The sequence below is a fragment of the Streptomyces sp. GDS52 genome (genome assembly GCF_052246875.1).
GTDB lineage: Bacteria > Actinomycetota > Actinomycetes > Streptomycetales > Streptomycetaceae > Streptomyces > Streptomyces cathayae.
The window spans coordinates 2,024,384-2,042,097 of the sequence record NZ_CM125966.1 but is presented as its reverse complement, the minus strand read 5'-3'; the positions used below and the strand labels follow the sequence as shown (position 1 = coordinate 2,042,097).

Here is a 17,714-nt window from a genome sequence, read left to right as displayed (position 1 = left end):
CACAATGGACGCTGTGACCCAGGTCCCCACGCCCGTCAACGAGCCGGTGCACGGCTACGCCCCCGGCACGCCCGAGCGGGCCCGACTGGAGACCAAGCTCAAGGAGCTGGCCGACAACCCGGTCGACCTGCCCTGCACCATCGGCGGCGAGAAGCGGATGGGCGGCGGCGAGCGCTTCGACGTCGTGCAGCCGCACAACCACAAGGCGCGCCTGGGCACCTACGCCAACGCCACCCGGCAGGACGCCCAGGACGCGATCGACGCCGCCCTGGCCGCCGCCCCCGCCTGGCGCGCGATGTCCTTCGACGACCGTGCGGCGATCATCCTGCGCGCCGCCGAACTGCTCTCGGGCCCCTGGCGCGAGACCATCGCCGCCTCCACCATGCTGGGTCAGTCCAAGACCGCCCAGCAGGCCGAGATCGACAGCCCCTGCGAGCTGATCGACTTCTGGCGGTTCAACGTCCACTACGCGCGCGGCATCCTGGCCGAGCAGCCCCCGGCCAACTCGCCGGGCGTGTGGAACCGCATGGACCACCGCCCGCTGGAGGGCTTCGTCTACGCGATCACGCCGTTCAACTTCAGCGCGATCGCCGCCAACCTGCCCACCGCGCCCGCGCTGATGGGCAACGTCGTGGTCTGGAAGCCGTCCCCGACCCAGACCCACGCCGCCGTGCTGCTGATGCGGCTGCTGGAGGAGGCCGGACTGCCCAAGGGCGTCATCAACCTCGTCACCGGTGACGGCATCGAGGTCTCCGAGGTCGCGCTCGAGCACCGGGACCTGGCGGGCATCCACTTCACGGGCTCGACCAAGACCTTCCAGCACCTGTGGAAGACGGTCGGCAACAACATCGAGAAGTACCGCACCTACCCGCGGCTGGTCGGTGAGACCGGCGGCAAGGACTTCGTCGTCGCCCACCCGTCGGCCGACCGCGCGATCCTCAAGACGGCCCTGACCCGCGGTGCCTTCGAGTACCAGGGCCAGAAGTGCTCGGCGACCTCCCGCGCGTACATCCCGGCGTCCATCTGGAACTCCGGGTTCAAGGAGGAGTTCGCCGCCGAGATCGACGGCATCAAGATGGGTGACGTCACCGACCTGTCCAACTTCATCGGCGCCGTCATCGACGAGCGGGCCTTCGCCAAGAACAAGGCCGCGATCGACCGCGCCGAGGCGGACCCGTCCTGCACGATCGTCGCGGGCGGCAGCTACGACGACTCCGTCGGCTACTTCGTCCGTCCGACCGTCGTCGAGTGCGACGACCCGGACAACGAGGTCTTCCGCACCGAGTACTTCGGCCCGTTCCTCGCCGTGCACGTCTACGACGACAGCTCCGCCGAGAAGTACGACGAGATGCTGACCCAGATGGAGTCGGTGTCCGACTACGCGCTGACCGGCTCGGTCATCGCGAACGACCGCGCGGCCGCCGCGTACACGATGGAGAAGCTGCGCTACGCGGCCGGCAACTTCTACATCAACGACAAGTCGACCGGTGCCGTCGTCGGCCAGCAGCCCTTCGGCGGCGGTCGCGCCTCCGGCACCAACGACAAGGCCGGCGCCCCGCAGAACCTGATGCGCTGGACCCTGACCCGTGCCATCAAGGAGACGCTGGTCCCGCCGACCGACTACCCGTACCCGCACATGGGCTGACGCCCCCCGGCAGCGGGACCTTCGTACCCGCTGCCGCTGCCCCGTCGGACGGGCCAGGTCGCAGGGACCTGGCCCGTCCGACGTTTTCGCAGGTCGTGGCGGTGTGACGCGGTCCACCGTCTCAGATAGTAGGAAGTCCGAGTAATTGTGCAGACAGATGCCCCGCGCGCCCTTATTTTTGTAGGAGCCGAACGTCTCGCTCGATCAAGCGAACGGCGGTCGTGAGCCGGGCCCCGTGCAGGCAATCCCTGCGGCCCCCGCTCCCCGCCCCTTCCGGTGACGCGTTTTCCTCACGGTATTTCCGTGGTTCCTGTGGTTCCTGTGGTTTCCATGGGTCCCATGGTTCCCGGGCTTCCCGCCGTTCCCGTCGCACCAGGCTTGTCGAAGGAGTCGATCCCCATGCCCGAGACCGCTGTCCGCCGCCGCGTCCGTCACGCCTCCCGTACGAGCGAGTCCGACCGCAAGAACGCCGCAGCCGCCCTCCAGCGGGCCCTCGACCGCCGGGACAACGGCGGGTCGACCGGCCACTGAGCCGCTCCGCGCGGTGCCGGCCGACGGTTCCCCCATGCGGGTGTCCGCATCCCGGACGGCTCGTGTCAGAGCATGGGACGAGGAGTAGGGTGCCCGCATGTCTCGCAGCATCAATCTCGCAGTGATTCCCGGTGACGGCATCGGCCAGGAGGTCGTGACCGAAGGTCTCAAGGTCCTCTCCGCCGTCCTTCCGCAGGATGTGAAGCTGGAGACCAAGGAGTTCGACTTCGGCGCGCGGCGCTACCACGCCACCGGTGAGACCCTCACCGACGCCGACCTCGACGCGCTGAAGCAGCACGACGCCATCCTGCTCGGCGCGATCGGCGACCCGAGCGTCCCCTCCGGCGTCCTGGAGCGCGGCTTCCTGCTCAAGCTCCGCTTCGCCTTCGACCACCACGTCAACCTGCGGCCGTCGAAGCTCCTGCCGGGCGTGGCCACGCCGCTCGCGGGGCAACCGGAGATCGACTTCCTCGTCGTCCGCGAGGGCACCGAGGGCCCGTACACCGGCAACGGCGGCACCATCCGCAAGGGCACCGAGCACGAGGTCGCCACCGAGGTCTCCGTCAACACGGCCTTCGGTGTCGAGCGCGTGGTCCGTGACGCCTTCGCCCGCGCCCAGGCCCGCCCGCGCAAGAAGCTCACGCTGGTCCACAAGAACAACGTGCTGACCTTCGCCGGACACCTGTGGACGAACGTCTTCCACAAGGTGGCCGCGGAGTTCCCCGAGGTCACCACCGACTACATCCACGTCGACGCCGCGACGATCTACCTGGTCACCGACCCGGCCCGGTTCGACGTGATCGTCACCGACAACCTCTTCGGTGACATCATCACCGACCTCGCCGCGGCCGTCTCCGGCGGCATCGGCGTCGCCGCGAGCGGGAACATCAACCCGTCCGGCGCGTTCCCGTCGATGTTCGAGCCGGTGCACGGCTCGGCCCCGGACATCGCCGGCCAGGGCAAGGCGGACCCGAGCGCCACGGTTCTCTCCGTCGCCCTCCTGCTGCGCCACCTCGGCCACGAAGCCGAGGCGGCCCGCATCGAGGAGGCCGTCTCCGCCGACCTCGCGGAGCGCGGCGGGCTGCCCGCGCGCAGCACCTCCGAGATCGGCGACGCGCTCGCCGTACGCGTAGCCGGCTGACCGGGCGCGCACACTCGACACCACTCGAAGCCGCCGGTCGCAACCGCCCGGCGGCTTCCCCCTGTCCCCGCCGGGTGCCACCATCGACCACCGGGCCGCATTCACCCCGTATTCCCTCCGCCGCCGCCTCCGGGCGATAATCGAACGCGGAGCCGCGGAATGAGGGAATGCTCGGACGTCCTACCACTGGCCACGGCCGTACGGGCGTGAGCGCGGCCCGTCACTACAACCGGTGAAGGACAACCACTCATGACGACGCCCACGATCGAGCTCAAGCCTTCCGCCCACCCCCTCTCGGACACCGAGCGGGAGGCGATCCTGGCCAATCCGGGGTTCGGCCGCCACTTCACCGACCACATGGTGACGATCAAGTGGACCGAGGGCCGCGGCTGGCACGACGGACAGCTCGTCCCGTACGCGCCGATCCCCCTCGACCCGGCGACCCACGTCCTGCACTACGCGCAGGAGATCTTCGAGGGCCTGAAGGCCTACCGCAGGCCCGACGGGTCCGTCGCCACCTTCCGCCCCGAGAAGAACGCCGAACGTTTCCAGCGCTCCGCCCGCCGCCTCGCGATGCCCGAGCTGCCGGTGGAGACGTTCATCGAGGCGTGCGACGCGCTGGTCGGCCAGGACAAGGCGTGGGTGCCGGCGCACGGCGGTGAGGAATCCCTCTACCTGCGCCCCTTCATGATCGCCACCGAGGTCGGGCTGGGCGTCAAGCCCGCCAACGAGTACCTGTTCCTGGTGATCGCCTCCCCGGCCGGCGCCTACTTCCCCGGCGGTGTGAAGCCGGTCTCCATCTGGGTCTCCGAGGACCGCGTCCGCGCCGTCCCCGGCGGGATGGGCGACGCGAAGACCGGCGGCAACTACGCCGCCTCGCTGCTCGCCCAGGCCGAGGCCGCGGCCAAGGGCTGCGACCAGGTCTGCTACCTCGACGCCGTGGAGCACACCTGGGTCGAGGAGCTCGGAGGCATGAACCTGTACTTCGTGTACGGCAACAAGATCGTCACGCCGACCCTCACCGGCTCCATCCTGGAGGGCGTCACCCGTGACTCCCTGCTGAGCGTCGCCCGCGACCTCGGCTACGAGGCCGTCGAGGAGCGGGTCTCCGTCGACCAGTGGCAGCGCGACGCCGAGAACGGCACCCTCGCCGAGGTGTTCGCCTGCGGTACCGCGGCCGTCATCACGCCCGTCGGCACCGTCAAGCGGGCCGGCGCCGAGTGGCAGCACAGCGGCGGTGAGCCCGGCGAGGTCACCATGCGCCTGCGTCAGGCCCTGCTCGACATCCAGCGCGGCACGGCCGAGGACAAGCAGGGCTGGATGCACCCCCTGGGCTGACCCCGTCCGCCCCGTCCGCCCCGTCAGGGCCGTCAGGGCCGTCAGGGCCGCCCGGACCCCACGTCCGCGGCGGCCCGTCCGGCGGGGGCGGCGGGGGCGGTGAGGTCAGGGCGCTGCAGAGCGGACACCCGGCGCCCGTATCCTGAGACGGACGGTGATCGTCGGGCCGGTTTGTGCCACACTGCCCCCGTGCTCTCGTTCGCCACGATTATTGGCAGCAGGCGCGCCGGTCCGCAGTGACCGTCCGTACGACAACGTACGGGCGGACATCGTCGTCCTCGACCCGCGCGCAGACCTCTCGCACCCGCGAGAGGTTTTTCTGTTTCCTGGCCCACCAGAAGCCGGGGAGCCGGCGCGAGGGACCATGGGGGGACGGTGGAACCGGTCATTCCGGTAGACCGAGATCCAACATCAGGAGCCTTCAGACCATGACCGCAACCAGCGAGCCCGACGACTCGTTCCACGTCTTCGACACCACCCTGCGCGACGGCGCCCAGCGCGAGGGCATCAACCTCACGGTCGCCGACAAGCTGGCCATTGCACGGCACCTGGACGACTTCGGTGTGGGCTTCATCGAGGGCGGCTGGCCGGGCGCGAACCCGAGGGACACCGAGTTCTTCGCCCGTGCCCAGCAGGAGATCGAGTTCCGGCACGCCCAGTTGGTCGCCTTCGGCGCCACCCGTCGCGCCGGCACCACCGCCGCCGAGGATCCGCAGGTCAGGGCGCTGCTCGCCTCCGGCGCGCAGGTGATCACGCTGGTAGCCAAGTCCCACGACCGGCATGTCGAGCTCGCCCTGCGCACCACCCTGGACGAGAACCTGGAGATGGTCCGCGACACCGTCGCCTTCCTCAAAGCCGAGGGCCGCCGGGTGTTCGTCGACTGCGAGCACTTCTTCGACGGCTACCGCGCCAACCCCGAGTACGCCAAGTCGGTCGTCCGCGCGGCCGCACAGGCCGGTGCCGACGTCGTCGTCCTGTGCGACACCAACGGCGGCATGCTCCCCGCCCAGATCCAGGCCGTGGTCTCCACGGTGCTCGCCGACACCGGCGCCCGGCTCGGCATCCACGCCCAGGACGACACCGGGTGCGCGGTCGCCAACACCCTCGCCGCCGTCGACGCGGGCGCCACCCACGTCCAGTGCACGGCCAACGGCTACGGCGAGCGGGTCGGCAACTCCAACCTGTTCCCGGTGGTGGCGGCGCTGGAGCTCAAGTACGGCAAGAAGGTCCTGCCCGAGGGCCGGCTCCGGGAGATGACGCGCATCTCGCACGCCATCGCCGAGGTCGTCAACCTCACCCCCTCCACCCACCAGCCCTACGTGGGTGTCTCCGCCTTCGCCCACAAGGCCGGCCTGCACGCCTCCGCCATCAAGGTCGACCCGGACCTGTACCAGCACATCGACCCGGAGCGGGTCGGCAACACCATGCGGATGCTGGTGTCCGACATGGCCGGCCGCGCCTCCATCGAGCTCAAGGGCAAGGAACTCGGCATCGACCTGGGAGACGACCGCGAACTGGTCGGCCGGGTCGTGGAGCGGGTCAAGGAACGCGAGCTCAAGGGCTACACGTACGAGGCCGCCGACGCCAGCTTCGAACTGCTGCTGCGCGCGGAGGTCGAGGGCCGGCAGCTGAAGTACTTCGAGGTCGAGTCCTGGCGCGCGATCGTCGAGGACCGCCCCGACGGCACCCACGCCAACGAGGCCACGGTGAAGCTGTGGGCCGAGAACGAGCGCATCGTCGCCACGGCGGAGGGCAACGGCCCGGTCAACGCCCTGGACCGGGCCCTGCGCGTCGCCCTGGAGCGGATCTACCCGCAGCTCGCCAAGCTGGAACTGGTCGACTACAAGGTCCGCATCCTCGAGGGCAAGCACGGCACGCACTCCACCACCCGGGTCCTGATCTCCACGTCCGACGGCGCGGGGGAGTGGTCGACCCTGGGCGTCGGGGACAACGTCATCGCCGCGTCCTGGCAGGCACTGGAGGACGCGTACACCTACGGCCTGCTGCGGGCCGGGGTCGAACCGGCGGCCTGAGCGGACCGGGCCCGGCAGGGACTTCGCGCCGTCGCGGAGGAATCCCTGCCGGGCCCGGATGCCCGTTTCCGGGCCGGTTCGGGTAGCTTCGAACATATGAAGGACGCGCTGACGCGTACCCTCGTACGCCTGCTGATCGTGCCCGTGGCCGCCGCGTTGGCGGTCCTGATGGCCGGGGCGCCGGGTGCGCACGCGGCCACCGACCTCTCCACCGTGGCCCAGGCTCTGCGCGAGAGTCCCGTCTACGTCGACCCCGCGGCGAGGGACATCCTGTCCGAGGCGGACGCCGAGGCCCTCGCGAACAAGATCGAGGACGCGGACAAACCCGTCCTCGTGGCGGTCCTCCCGGCCGGCTACCCCACCGGGAACCTCTTCCGGAACCTGCGTACCGAGACCGGCGTCACCGGCCTGTACGGCATCCGGCTCGGCGACGCGTTCGACGCGCGCGCCGACAGCGGCGTGCTGAGCCGCCAGGGCGTGCAGAACCTGGTCACGGCCACGCAGGACGCGGGCGACGCCAAGGCCCAGCTGAACGACTTCGTCGACGACGCGCTGCGCAACGTCGGCGGTTCGGCGCCGAGTTCCTGGAGCGGCGGGTCCGACGGCGCCCCCGTCGGCGGGCTGATCACCGTCGGCACCCTGCTGGCCGCCGGCGGCGCGGGCGTGTACGCGGTGTCCCGGCGCAACCGGCGCCGTCATGAGGAGGAGCAGCGGGCCGCGCTGGAGAAGCTGCGGGTGGTGGTCGACGAGGACATCACCGCGTTCGGCGAGGAACTCGACCGGCTCGACTTCCGCCCCGGTGAGCCCGGCGCCGACGACGCCATGCGCGCCGACTACGGGCGCGCGCTGGACTCCTACGAGCAGTCCAAGCAACTGATGGACGCGGCCGGCAGGCCGGAGGACGTCCGCGCGGTCACCCAGGCCGTGGAGGACGGCCGCTTCGCGCTGGCACGGCTCGACGCCCGCCGTGCGGGCCGGCCGCTGCCGGAGCGCAGGCCGCCCTGCTTCTTCGACCCGCGCCACGGCCCCTCGGTCGCCGACGCCCTCTGGAGGCCCGCCGGCGGCACCGAGCGGGAGGTCCCGGTCTGTGCGGCGGACCGGGCCCGCCTGGCCGACGGCCACGAGCCGGCCGTCCGCGAGGTCGACACCGACCTGGGCCGCCGCCCCTACTGGGAGGCGGGCCCGGCCTACGGCCCCTGGGCGGGCGGCTACTTCGGCGGCGGCCTGCTGCCCGGTCTGCTGGTCGGCACGGTGCTCGGCGGCATGATGGCCGGCCCCTCCTACGCGGCCGACTACGGCTCCGGCTACGGAGACTTCGGCGGTTACACGGGCGGAGACGTCTCCGGCGCCGACTTCGACAGCGGGGACTTCGGCGGCGGCTTCGGCGGGGGAGACTTCGGCGGTGGCGGCGGCTTCGGCGGCGGGGACTTCGGCGGAGGGTTCTGAACGCCGGGCCCCGGGGAAACTCCGGACACCGGGTCCGTGCCCACGGCCGGGTTCGAGGTCAGGCCCGAGGACGCCGAGCGCCCGCCCTCCCGTACGGGGGTGACGGGGGGCGGGCGCGCTCAGGGGTGGCGGCGGTCAGGGCCGCGCCGTCGGCTGATCAGACGTTGCGGATCGCCGAGATGTCGAAGTTCAGCTTGATCTTGTCGGAGACCAGGACGCCGCCCGTCTCCAGCGCCGCGTTCCAGGTCAGGCCCCACTCGGAGCGCAGGATCTCGGCCTTGCCCTCGAAGCCGACGCGCTGGTTGCCGAACGGGTCGGTGGCGGCGCCGTTGAACTCCAGGTCGATGGTGAGCGGCTTGGTGGTGCCGAGGATCGTCAGGTCACCGGTGATGCGGTAGTCGTCCCCGCCGAGGGCCTCGGCCTTGGTGGAGCGGAACGTCATCTTCGGGAACTCTTCGATCTTGAAGAAGTCCGAGCTCTTCAGGTGACCGTCACGGTCGGCGCTGCCCGTCTCGATGCTCTCCATCACCACGTCGAGGGTGGCGGTGGAGCGGGACGGGTCGGAGCCGTCCAGGTGCAGCGTGCCGGTGAAGTCCTGGAAGCTGCCCTTGACGTTGGTGACCATCGCGTGCCGGGCGACGAAGCCGAGGGTGGTGTGCGCGGGGTCGATCGTGTAGTCACCGGTCAGGGCGGCCAGGTCCGGGTTCACGGCGGCCGGGGCGGTCGCGGTGGCGGTCTGGTTGCTCTTGCGGCTGAAGATGCCCATGGTGCGTTCCTCCTGGGGACAGGGGATCGGCTGATCCCGTTGAACGTTCAATCACTTTCAACAAGGCCTACTGTAGACACATTCCCTTTAATGTTCAACATCTTTCGGGGGTCTTCTCGAAAGTGCCCGAGACGAGTCCCCTCCGGCCCCGTCCTTCATGCCCCGTGCCCGTCCGCCCTCCCGAACCGCTACTCTCTGCGGGGCGGAACGACCCGAACGGGCGAACCCCGGGAGAACATCCGGGAACGCCCCGGAGTGCGGACGGGCAACCGCCGTCGGCCCGCCGGATCCCCGGATGCGGGGCGCCCCGGCCGCAGTCGGGCCGCACTCTCGGGGAGGTGTGCGCCATGCGGGGGCGTGAGGGGTGCCTCGGCTTCCATTTTTATGGAAACCCTACAAGCTTCAGGCCCTCCAGGCAGTCGGAACGCCTGCATGTCGCCTCGGTTCTGTTCAGTGGCACCAGGAAAACGCCCCGGAGACTGTGAGGAGTCGACGGCTCGCATTCCCGGGTGAGCTTCGTAAGGTCACTACATGACCGTTTTGGATGAGGCGCCGGGTGAGCCGGCCGACGCGCGCGGACGCGTGGCCGAACTGCACGAGATTCGCGCACAGGCGCTGGCCGGCCCGAGCGAGAAGGCCACCCAGGCGCAGCACGCCAAGGGCAAGCTGACCGCACGGGAGCGCATCGAACTGCTGCTCGACCCGGGCTCCTTCCGCGAGGTCGAGCAGCTGCGCCGGCACCGGGCGACCGGCTTCGGCCTGGAGACCAAGAAGCCCTACTCCGACGGTGTGATCACCGGCTGGGGCACGGTGGAGGACCGTACGGTCTTCGTCTACGCCCATGACTTCCGGATCTTCGGCGGTGCGCTGGGCGAGGCCCACGCCGCCAAGATCCACAAGATCATGGACATGGCCATCGCGGCGGGTGCGCCGCTGGTCTCCCTCAACGACGGCGCGGGCGCCCGGATCCAGGAGGGCGTCTCGGCGCTCGCCGGCTACGGCGGCATCTTCCAGCGCAACACCAAGGCGTCCGGTGTCATCCCGCAGATCAGCGTGATGCTCGGCCCGTGTGCGGGCGGCGCCGCCTACAGCCCCGCCCTGACGGACTTCGTGTTCATGGTCCGCGAGACCTCGCAGATGTTCATCACCGGCCCGGACGTGGTCAAGGCCGTCACCGGTGAGGAGATCACCCAGAACGGCCTGGGCGGCGCGGACGTGCATGCCGGGACCAGCGGTGTCAGTCACTTCGCCTACGACGACGAGGAGACGTGCATCGCCGAGGTGCGCTACCTCCTCTCGCTGCTCCCGCAGAACAACCGCGAGAACCCCCCGCGGGTCGAGAGCACCGACCCCGCGGAGCGCCGCGGCGAGACCCTGCTGGACCTGGTCCCGGCCGACGGCAACCGCCCGTACGACATGGCCAAGGTCATCGAGGAGATCGTCGACGACGGCGAGTACCTCGAGGTCCACGAGCGCTGGGCGCGCAACATCATCTGCGCGCTGGCCCGGATGGACGGCCAGGTCGTCGGCATCGTCGCCAACCAGCCCCAGACACTGGCGGGCGTGCTCGACATCGAGGCGTCCGAGAAGGCCGCCCGCTTCGTGCAGATGTGCGACGCCTTCAACATCCCGATCCTCACCTTCCTGGACGTCCCCGGCTTCCTCCCGGGCGTCGACCAGGAGCACGGCGGCATCATCCGCCACGGCGCGAAGCTGCTGTACGCGTACTGCAACGCCACCGTGCCGCGCATCTCGCTGATCCTGCGCAAGGCGTACGGCGGCGCGTACATCGTCATGGACAGCCAGTCCATCGGCGCCGACCTCACCTACGCCTGGCCCACCAACGAGATCGCCGTGATGGGCGCGGAGGGCGCGGCCAACGTCATCTTCCGCCGCCAGATCGCCGAGGCCGAGGACCCGGACGCCATGCGGGCGCGCATGGTCAAGGAGTACAAGTCCGAGCTGATGCACCCCTACTACGCGGCCGAACGCGGTCTGGTCGACGACGTCATCGACCCCGCCGAGACCCGCGAGGTGCTGATCCGGTCCCTGGCGATGCTCCAGAACAAGCACGCCGACCTGCCCTCCCGTAAGCACGGCAACCCGCCGCAGTAACCGGGCGGACCCATCGCGGCAACCCCGCGGACCTCTCTCCCAGGGAGACTGACACCCATGAGCACATCTGACATCCGTGTCGAGAAGGGCCACGCGGAGCCCGAGGAGGTCGCCGCCATCACGGCGATCCTCCTGGCCCGCGCGGCCACCCGCCCCACCTCCGACGCCCGGGCCCACCGCGGCCGCGCCAGGGCCGGCTGGCGCCGCCTCGAACGCGAGCCGGGTTTCCGCGCCCCGCACAGCTGGCGCTGACCTCACACGCGAAGAGGCCCCTCCTTGTGAAGGAGGGGCCTCTTTTCGTGGCACCGTCGGCACCGTCGGGGTGACACCCGCACCCGGGCACACAACAGCCCCCGGCAGCCCGATGGCCGCAGGGGGCAGTGCGCGATCCGGCGCGGAGCAGCTACCGCAGCCGCGCCATCAGCGCGTGCTCGACCAGGGTGATCAGCGCGCTCTTGGCGTCCGAACGGTGCCGGGCGTCGGTGGTGATGATCGGGGCGTCGGGCCCGATCTGCAGCGCCTCCCGCACCTCGTCCGGGTTGTACGGCTGGTTGCCGTCGAAGCCGTTCAGCGCGATGACGAACGGCAGGCCGCTGTTCTCGAAGTAGTCGACCGCGGGGAAGCAGTCGGCGAGCCGGCGGGTGTCCACCAGCACGATCGCGCCGATGGCGCCGCGGACCAGGTCGTCCCACATGAACCAGAAGCGGTCCTGGCCGGGTGTACCGAAGAGGTACAGGATCAGGTCCTGGTCCAGGGTGATACGGCCGAAGTCCATGGCCACCGTGGTGGTGGTCTTGTCCCCGGTGTGGGTCAGGTCGTCGATACCCGCGGAAGCGGACGTCATGACGGCCTCGGTGCGCAGGGGATTGATCTCCGAGACAGCGCCGACGAACGTGGTCTTGCCCACGCCGAAACCGCCCGCCACCACGATCTTCGCGGAAGTGGTGGAGCGGGAAGGACCGCCGCTAGAGCTTGCGAAGTCCACTGAGCACCCTTTCGAGCAGTGTCACGTCTGGCTGGCCGCCGGCGCTCTCGTCGCCGCCGGGCTGATGGATGGCGACCAGTCCTGCCTCCGCCAAGTCGGCGACGAGAATCCTGGCCACACCGAGAGGGATGGTCAGCAGGGCCGAGATCTCGGCCACCGACTTGATCTCCCGGCAGAGGTGGCAGATCCGCTGATGCTCGGGCAACTGGCCCTGCATCTGGTGCGGCTGCGCGGTGGTGTGCACCAGCGCCTCGATGGCGAGCTGGTACCGCGGCCTGGTGCGGCCGCCCGTCATCGCGTACGGGCGCACCAGGGGATTGTTCGACGCCCCGGCGGGCGTCGGCTCGGGGGCACGGCGCTGCGGCTGCACGGGCTGGGTGCGCGGCTGGTCGTACGGCGAAGGGCCGGGGCCCTGCGGCGCGTACGGCTGCCGGTGGTCCGGTGGGGAGGAGTAGCCGTATCGGTTCTGGGAACCGTCGTTGTGACCCTGCGCAGGGTCGTACGACCAGTTGCCCGAAGACGATCCGCCCGGTGGTGTTACCACTTTCTCCTCCTCCGACTGTGCCTGGCACCCATCGCGTGGTAGCCGCGTCCCGAAACCTTACGGCCACGGGACGCCGAACCGCACCGTCCGTTCGTCAGTTGAGCAGGCTCCCTTGGAGTTCCGCACGAAGGTCCGGAGTCAGGACCGTACCGGCTCGGTCGACCAGAAGGGCCATCTCGTAGCCGATGAGACCGATGTCCGCATCGGGATGTGCGAGAACCGCGAGGGAGGAACCGTCGGAGATGGACATGAGGAACAGGAATCCCCGCTCCATCTCCACAACCGTCTGGTTCACGCTGCCACCCTCGAAGATCCGGGAAGCGCCTGCCGTCAGCGACGTCAGACCGGAGGCCACGGCCGCGAGCTGGTCCGCGCGGTCGCGGGGGAATCCGTCGGACATCGCCAGAAGGAGTCCGTCGGCGGAGACCACCACCGTGTGGGACACCCCCGGGGTGTTGTCCACGAAGTTGGTGATCAACCAGTTCAGGTTCTGCGCCGCCTGGCTCATCGGGCTCACACTAACGCTCCTGGTTGTAGGTGCTGTCAGGCCCACTGCGGTGATTACCGGTGGCCTGGCCGTTCGATTCACTGCCTGCGTTGCGGCCTTGCTGGACGCCGCGCCGCAGGTTGCTCAGCCTGCCCCGGATGTCCTCCGGGGCGCGGGAGACCTGAGGGCCTCCCTGAGGGGTGGTCTCGGCGACGCCCTCGACCAGGTTGGCCTTGGGTACCCGCCGCGGCAGACCGGATGAGGTCACCCCGCCCGCCTTGGGCTTCCGCAGCGAGGACGCCTGCTGCCAGCGCTCGTCGTTCGCCGAACGCCAGTTGTCGCCGTCGCCCTGCGGAGCCGGAGCCGGCGCCGCAGCGGAAGAGGGTGCCGGGACCGTCGGTTCCTGGTTCGCCCGCCGCGCTCCACCGGTGTCGCTCGGGGTGGACCCGCGCCGCGGAAGTCCGGCGTCGGTGAGTGCGTGGGAGGCGGTGGGGGCCGGTCCCGGACGGTCGAAGCCTACGCTGTCCTGCGCGCTCGCGTCAGCGGTCGGGGCGGGCTCCGGCTCCGGGGCGGTCGCGGGGTACTGCGCCGGGTAGCCGTTCTGGTAACCGCCCTGCTGAGGCCAGTCGTCCTGGGCCGGCTGGGCGTAGGAGGGGTCCGGGTAGCCGCCGTTCGACGAGAAGCCGTCCCCCTGCGGCAGCCCGCCGTTCGGCTGGTAGTACGACTCGTCGTACGCCGGCTGCTGCTGTCCCTCGTACGCGGACTGCTGTCCGTCGCCGTACGCCTGCTGGTCGTATCCGGCGGGCTGCGTCTGGTCCGGGTAACCGGCCGGACCGCCGTCGAAGCCCTGGCCGTTGTCGTAGCCCTGCGGGGCGGCGAACTCGTCGGCGCCGGGCTGCTGCTCCGGGCCGGACAGCGCGGGCTGCGGGCTCTGCGGGTCCAGGGCCGCCCGCCGCTCCTCGCGCATCCGGGTACGGCCGATCGGGTTCAGGCCGCGGATGTCGTCCGGGACCTCGTAACGGCTGTCGTCGAAGCCGAGTTCCGCAGCGGTGCGCATCGGCTGCTGCTGCTGTTGGCTGAAGTCCTCGCCCGGGTAGTCCTGCTCCGGGATGATCTGGGAGACGGTGAACTCGTCGGGGCCGGCCTGTACCTCGCCACCACCACCGTGGGTGATCGCGTCCGGCAGCATGACCAGCGAGGTCGTACCGGCCTGCTCGCCCGAGGGGCGCAGCTGGACGCGGATGCCGTGCCGGTCGGACAGCCGGCCGACCACGAACAGACCCATGCGCTGCGAGATCGCGGCGTCCACGGTCGGCGGGTTGGCCAGCTTGTGGTTGATGTCCGCGAAGTCCTCGGCGGTCAGGCCGATGCCCTTGTCGTGGATCTCGATCATCACGCGGCCGTCGGGGAGACGGGTCGCGGTGACACGGACCTTGGTCTGCGGGGAGGAGAACGTGGTGGCGTTCTCCAGGAGCTCGGCCAGCAGGTGCACGAGGTCGGTCACCGCACGGCCGTGGATCTCGGCCTCGGGGACACCGGACAGCTCGACACGCTCGTACTGCTCCACCTCGGAGGAGGCGGCGCGGATCACGTCGACCAGCGGCACCGGCTGGTCCCAGCGGCGGCCGGGCTCCTCGCCGGCGAGGACGAGGAGGTTCTCGCCGTTACGGCGCATACGGGTGGCCAGGTGGTCCAGCTTGAAGAGGTTCTCCAGCTGGTCCGGGTCGGCCTCGTTGTTCTCCAGGCCGGTGAGCAGGGTCAGCTGACCCTCGATCAGCGACTGGTTGCGGCGCGAGAGGTTGGTGAAGATCGCGTTGATGTTGCCCCGCAGCAGTGCCTGCTCGGAGGCGAGCCGGACGGCCTCGCGGTGGACCTGGTCGAAGGCGCGGGCGACCTCGCCGATCTCGTCCGTCGAGGTGATCGGGATCGGGGTGACCCGGGTGTCGACCCGGCCGGGGTCGGTACGGGAGAGCTGGTCGACCAGCGTCGGCAGCCGCTGCTCGGCGATACCGAAGGCGGCGTGGCGCAGCTTGCGCATGGAGCGGCTCATCTGGCGGGCCACCATGCCGGCCAGGATGAACGCGGCGAGCAGGGCGAGCACGACGGCGCTGCCGGTGACGAAGGCGTCGCGCTGCGCGTCGCCGGCGATGGTGGCGGCCTCCTCCACCGCGCTGTCGGCGAGGTCCGACTCGATCTGGCGGTAGCCGTCGAACTTGAGGGTGTTGACCGCCCACCAGTTCTCGGGGGTGACGCCGCGGCCGGCTATCTCGGCGCGGGCGGCCGGATCGGTGGAGCCGAGACGTGCGACCTCGGAGACCATCGTGCGCGGGTCGGAGGGCGGCGGGACGTAGTCCGGATCCTGGGACGCCGCCTCCTTGGCCTGCTCCGCCCCGTCGGCCTTGATCTCCTGCTCGAGCTGGTCCAGCTTGGCCGCGTCGGCCGCGGTGCCACCGCCGATGTACTCCTGGACGGCGATGCCCTCGAGGTAGGCGTAGGAGGAGAGCGCGACGCGCTGGCTGGCGAGCTGACTGTCGGTGGGACCGGGCTTCACCAGCAGGTGCGTGCCGATGGACCGCTGCAGCGACACCGCCGCCTTGGTCAGCGAGATCGCGTAGACCGTACGGCCGTAGCTGGTGATGTTGCCGGTGCCCAGACCGAGCTCGTTGGCGAACTGCATCAGAGGGTTGGCGACCTCGACGTAGCCCTCTTCGGTCTCCACACCCTTGAGCTTGGAGGTGTACGCGGCGGTGCGCAGCGCCGTGAGCTTGGGCTCGGCCTCGCGCAGCACCTCCAGCCGACGCTGCAGGCCCGGCTTGGCCGGCACGTTCTGCGCGGCCGCGTCGAACGCGTCGGCCGCCTCGTCCGTGGCGGCACGGGCCTTGACGACGGTCGGGTCGTCCTCGCCCTTGCCCTGCAGCAGCGGGGCCGCGGTGAGGTCCCGCTCCAGATAGAGGGCGTTGGCGTAAGTGAGGGAGGCCTGCACCAGACGCGCGGTGTTCTCCGCGTCCTCGGCCTCCTGCCAGGTGTCGATCGAGCCCTTCACCTGGAAGCCGCCCATGACCAGGCCGACCATCACGGGCACGAGCAGGATCGCGTTCAGCCTGGTCGCCACCCGCCAGTTGCGCGGGGAGAAGCGCCCGCCGCTCGGAGCGGGCGGGGCCGTCGGTTCCGCGTCGTGCCCGGGGGTGGGCGCCGCTGCGCGCGGCGGCGGGGTGAAGTTGCCCCGGGCCGATGGCTCGGGACTGTTCGTGCTTCGCCTCACTCGACCAACAACCTCTCGGCGGTCGGCACCAACGCTGTGCCGCGGTTTCTCAGAGCCCGGCATGCCAACGACTACTGAGTGCGTCTTTGACCAATGGGCAGTTCAGGCATTCCAGCATGCCGAGCAGTGCTCTTCCAAACAGCGGACGGGGAGGTTCCGGCGTGATGTAAGCCGCAGATAAAAGGGGCAAAAGGAGTGAGCCCCGCCAAAAGGCGTGGCCTTTGTGCGCATAGGGGAACGGTCCGAACGCGTCGCGTGTCGGCATGGCTCGATTCCTCTGCCGAAACGTTATGAACGCCGAGGCCGGCCGTGTCCAAGGACACAGCCGGCGTCGGCATATCTACAGCAACTGCCGTATGCAGCTACGACATTGACTACCGGAGCCGCGCCATCAGCGCGTGCTCGACCAGGGTGATCAGCGCGCTCTTGGCGTCCGAACGGTGCCGGGCGTCGGTGGTGATGATCGGGGTGTCGGGTCCGATCTGCAGCGCTTCGCGCACTTCCTCCGGCTGGTACGGCTGCTGTCCTTCGAAGCCGTTGAGGGCGACCACGAACGGCAGGCCGCTGTTCTCGAAGTAGTCGACCGCGGGGAAGCAGTCGGCGAGCCGGCGGGTGTCCACCAGCACGATCGCGCCGATGGCGCCGCGGACCAGGTCGTCCCACATGAACCAGAAGCGGTCCTGGCCGGGTGTACCGAAGAGGTACAGGATCAGGTCCTGGTCCAGGGTGATACGGCCGAAGTCCATGGCCACCGTGGTGGTGGTCTTGCCCCCGGTGTGGGTCAGGTCGTCGATACCCGCCGAAGCGGACGTCATGACGGCCTCGGTGCGCAGGGGATTGATCTCCGAGACAGCGCCGACGAACGTGGTCTTGCCCACGCCGAAGCCGCCCGCCACCACGATCTTCGCGGAGGTGGTGGCGCGGCTTTCGGAGACCGCCTCGCCGCTAGAGGTTGCGAAGTCCACTGAGCACCCTTTCGAGCAGTGTCACGTCCGGTGCGCCGGTGGTCTCGTCGCCGCCCGGCTGGTGAACGGCGACGAGACCCGCCTCGGCGAGGTCCGCCACCAAAATCCGGGCCACGCCCAGCGGCATGTTCAAAAGCGCCGACACCTCGGCGACCGACTTCACCTCACGGCACAGATGGCAGATGCGCTGGTGCTCCGGGAGGAGCCCCATGAGCGCTGCCGGGTCGGCCGTCGTACTGATCAGTGCCTCGATGGCCAGCTGATAGCGGGGCCGGGTCCGGCCACCGGTCATCGCATACGGACGTACCAGTGGCTGGTCGCCCTCGTCCTCGTACGGCTCCGCGTACGGATCATGAGAGGCGGTGGGCGGGGTCATGGGTCCTCCGGACGGGACAGCAAGTCGGTCAGTCAAGCCGTCTGACAGGGCCGGTGGGGGGATTGTGGCGGCCGGACGGT

Annotated in this window: 15 protein-coding genes; 8 read left to right on the top strand and 7 right to left on the bottom strand. The window is 70.1% G+C overall.

Features of this window, described 5'->3' with window-relative positions; translation table 11 throughout:
* Positions 1-4: 4 nt before the first annotated feature.
* From pruA to ACTWJ9_RS09105, 6 genes are all read left to right on the top strand, one after another.
* Entirely contained in the window at positions 5-1,645 is a 1,641-nt protein-coding gene (gene pruA, locus ACTWJ9_RS09130) for an L-glutamate gamma-semialdehyde dehydrogenase (RefSeq protein WP_279333720.1), read from the top strand.
* 399 nt (positions 1,646-2,044) lie between these two features.
* Entirely contained in the window at positions 2,045-2,176 is a 132-nt protein-coding gene (locus tag ACTWJ9_RS09125; protein ID WP_272932900.1) for a hypothetical protein, read from the top strand.
* A gap of 97 nt (positions 2,177-2,273) precedes the next feature.
* Entirely contained in the window at positions 2,274-3,317 is a 1,044-nt protein-coding gene (locus tag ACTWJ9_RS09120; RefSeq protein ID WP_279333719.1) for a 3-isopropylmalate dehydrogenase, read from the top strand.
* A 249-nt stretch (positions 3,318-3,566) separates the two neighbouring features.
* Positions 3,567-4,655, top strand: a complete 1,089-nt coding sequence (locus ACTWJ9_RS09115) for a branched-chain amino acid aminotransferase (protein WP_387041636.1) — start codon at positions 3,567-3,569, stop codon at positions 4,653-4,655.
* Between the two features lie 428 nt (positions 4,656-5,083).
* Positions 5,084-6,688, top strand: a complete 1,605-nt coding sequence (cimA, locus tag ACTWJ9_RS09110; RefSeq protein WP_279333717.1) for a citramalate synthase — start codon at positions 5,084-5,086, stop codon at positions 6,686-6,688.
* 96 nt (positions 6,689-6,784) lie between these two features.
* Positions 6,785-8,134 carry a hypothetical protein gene (locus ACTWJ9_RS09105; RefSeq protein WP_387041633.1) on the top strand — a complete coding sequence of 450 codons (1,350 nt, stop codon included), beginning with the start codon at positions 6,785-6,787 and terminating at the stop codon, positions 8,132-8,134.
* 157 nt (positions 8,135-8,291) lie between these two features.
* Here the strand turns inward: ACTWJ9_RS09105 and ACTWJ9_RS09100 are convergent, their stop codons facing one another.
* On the bottom strand, positions 8,292-8,900 hold the full coding sequence (locus ACTWJ9_RS09100; RefSeq protein ID WP_279333715.1) for a YceI family protein: 609 nt from the start codon (positions 8,898-8,900) through the stop codon (positions 8,292-8,294).
* A 531-nt stretch (positions 8,901-9,431) separates the two neighbouring features.
* On the opposite strand from ACTWJ9_RS09100, the gene ACTWJ9_RS09095 reads away from it, so the two are divergent.
* Together ACTWJ9_RS09095 and ACTWJ9_RS09090 are read left to right on the top strand one after the other, a co-directional pair.
* Positions 9,432-11,015: an acyl-CoA carboxylase subunit beta gene (locus tag ACTWJ9_RS09095; RefSeq protein WP_279333714.1), complete on the top strand. Its 1,584-nt coding sequence runs from the start codon at positions 9,432-9,434 to the stop codon at positions 11,013-11,015.
* A gap of 57 nt (positions 11,016-11,072) precedes the next feature.
* Positions 11,073-11,267, top strand: a complete 195-nt coding sequence (locus ACTWJ9_RS09090) for an acyl-CoA carboxylase subunit epsilon (RefSeq protein WP_279333713.1) — start codon at positions 11,073-11,075, stop codon at positions 11,265-11,267.
* A gap of 151 nt (positions 11,268-11,418) precedes the next feature.
* Here the strand turns inward: ACTWJ9_RS09090 and ACTWJ9_RS09085 are convergent, their stop codons facing one another.
* From ACTWJ9_RS09085 to ACTWJ9_RS09060, 6 genes are all read right to left on the bottom strand, one after another.
* Positions 11,419-12,000: a GTP-binding protein gene (locus ACTWJ9_RS09085; RefSeq protein WP_109381174.1), complete on the bottom strand. Its 582-nt coding sequence runs from the start codon at positions 11,998-12,000 to the stop codon at positions 11,419-11,421.
* On the bottom strand, positions 11,981-12,544 hold the full coding sequence (locus tag ACTWJ9_RS09080; protein WP_279333711.1) for a DUF742 domain-containing protein: 564 nt from the start codon (positions 12,542-12,544) through the stop codon (positions 11,981-11,983). Before ACTWJ9_RS09080 ends, ACTWJ9_RS09085 begins: the two co-directional genes overlap by 20 nt.
* 94 nt (positions 12,545-12,638) lie before the next feature.
* Positions 12,639-13,052 carry a roadblock/LC7 domain-containing protein gene (locus ACTWJ9_RS09075; RefSeq protein WP_279337912.1) on the bottom strand — a complete coding sequence of 138 codons (414 nt, stop codon included), beginning with the start codon at positions 13,050-13,052 and terminating at the stop codon, positions 12,639-12,641.
* A gap of 10 nt (positions 13,053-13,062) precedes the next feature.
* Complete coding sequence (locus ACTWJ9_RS09070) at positions 13,063-16,293, bottom strand: sensor histidine kinase (protein ID WP_279333710.1); 3,231 nt, start codon at positions 16,291-16,293, stop codon at positions 13,063-13,065.
* Positions 16,294-16,667: 374 nt separating this feature from the next.
* On the bottom strand, positions 16,668-17,258 hold the full coding sequence (locus ACTWJ9_RS09065) for a GTP-binding protein (protein WP_279333709.1): 591 nt from the start codon (positions 17,256-17,258) through the stop codon (positions 16,668-16,670).
* Entirely contained in the window at positions 17,239-17,634 is a 396-nt protein-coding gene (locus ACTWJ9_RS09060) for a DUF742 domain-containing protein (RefSeq protein ID WP_279333707.1), read from the bottom strand. The genes ACTWJ9_RS09065 and ACTWJ9_RS09060 overlap by 20 nt, the downstream gene beginning before the upstream one ends.
* Between the last annotated feature and the right edge of the window lie 80 nt (positions 17,635-17,714).